Annotated in this window: 2 protein-coding genes; both read right to left on the bottom strand. The window is 63.5% G+C overall.

All coding sequences use genetic code 11. From position 1 onward, the window contains the following. Positions 1 to 38 precede the first annotated feature (38 nt). Positions 39 to 1,001 (bottom strand): DDE-type integrase/transposase/recombinase, encoded by a 963-nt coding sequence (locus ABIB49_RS19220; RefSeq protein WP_354157655.1) that lies wholly within the window; start codon positions 999 to 1,001, stop codon positions 39 to 41. 17 nt (positions 1,002 to 1,018) lie between these two features. After that, a complete protein-coding gene (locus tag ABIB49_RS19225; RefSeq protein WP_354157656.1) occupies positions 1,019 to 1,522 on the bottom strand; it encodes a transposase in 504 nt (167 codons plus the stop codon). Positions 1,523 to 1,596 lie beyond the last annotated feature (74 nt).

The raw sequence follows: 1,596 nt of genomic DNA on the forward strand, positions 1-1,596 counted from the left end.
CGGAATTTGTCAAATCAATTGAGACGTAGTCGTGGTTGTTAATGCATCGAGGGCTCCGCTCTTTTCGCCGGGTCGTTGATCGCCGCCTTCAGCGGCAGCGGGGGCGCGGTAGGACGGCGGGCAAACCGTTCGGGATGCGCGCCGTACGCCCGGTCCAGGGTGTGCTGGCGTTGTTCACGCACGGCCTCGGCCGTGTTGTAATGCACGCTGGCTGGGGTGTGATATCCGATCCCCGAATGCTGGTGCTCATGGTTGTAGTAGGCGGTGAATCCTCCCATCCAGGTCCTGGCCTCGTTCACGGAGGCGAACCGCTCCGGGTAGTCAGAGGTGTATTTCATGGTCTTGAATTGGGCCTCGCTGAACGGATTGTCATTCGATGTATGGGGTCGGGAATGCGACCTGGTGATGTCCATGTCCACCAGCATCGAGGCCAGGGCCTTGGACGTCATCGCCGCCCCGCCATCGGCGTGCAGATACCCCGGCGGGTGGCCACCGGTATCCGCGACGATCTCCTGCACGAGGTCCGCGGCCAGCTGGCCGTCCTCGATGCGTTCGATACGCCAGCCGACCACGTAGCGGGAGAAGATATCGAGCACCACGTAGGCGTGGTACCAGATTCCCTTCGCCGGGCCACGCATTTTTGTTATATCCCAGGACCACACGTCGCACGGTTTTGTCGCCATGAGCTCCGGAATCGCCTTGGGCGGATGAGTGGCCAGCCGTCTGCGTTCCCCGCCCATTTTCGCGTCCGAGAGCACACGATACATGGTGCGCTGCGAGCACCAGTACCGCCCCTCGTCCAGCTCACGGACATAGACCTGGGTCGGCGAAAGGTTCGCGTAGTCCTGACGGTTGAGCACCGCTAAGATCTCGGCACGATCGGCCGGCGAGAGCTCCGCCGGGTGCTGGGCCTTGGGCCAGGGCCCGTGGATTCGAGGCTTGGGTGCGGCCTGCCGGTGATGGGTGGCCCGGGAGCGGCCCACGAGCTTGCAGGCGCTCACCACCCCGAGGTGCCCGGTCAGTTCCTCTGCGGTTGCTGATTGCCACGACTGGAAACGGGTGCCGGTGATTGCGCGTTCTTCGATGAGAGAGCTTCCAAGAACGCGACTCCTTTTCCCAGGGTATCCAGGGCGGCATCCGAGGAAGCCAACTTCCCGCGGGTCCGCTCGTGTGCGGCCCGCTCCGCGACCAGGTCCTTGGTCAACTGGGCGATCTGGGCCTGCTCAGCCGTGTTCTTCGGCCGACCCCGGCGCACGGCCGGCTTCTCGAGGCTGCCCGCATCGAACGCGGCCCGCCATTCCTGGATATGGGAATCGTAGAGCCGTTCGCGGCGTAGCACCGCGCCCTTGGAACCGTTCGGTGCGGCATCGTATTCCTGGACGATCGCGCGTTTGAACTCGGCGGTAAAGGTCCTGCGTGCCGACCGGTTGGAACGCGGCCCCTGCTCCAGTTCCTGTTGGTCCTGGCTGCCTGGTTCTTCCGGTACGGGCTGTCCGGTTCCTGCTGGTGGGGATGCAATCATGGTGAAGTTTCCCTCCTGCCTTCAGCCTCTATTCTCGTTCAAGAAGCGGTCTCTAACGAGTCTGGCTGATAGGG

The sequence above is a fragment of the Arthrobacter sp. UYCu512 genome, from assembly GCF_040547075.1.
GTDB lineage: Bacteria > Actinomycetota > Actinomycetes > Actinomycetales > Micrococcaceae > Arthrobacter.

Excerpts from the sequence above, each read along its gene's own strand:
- ABIB49_RS19225 (WP_354157656.1), bottom strand. The coding sequence starts at position 1,522 with ATGATTGCATCCCCACCAGCAGGAACCGGACAGCCCGTACCGGAAGAA.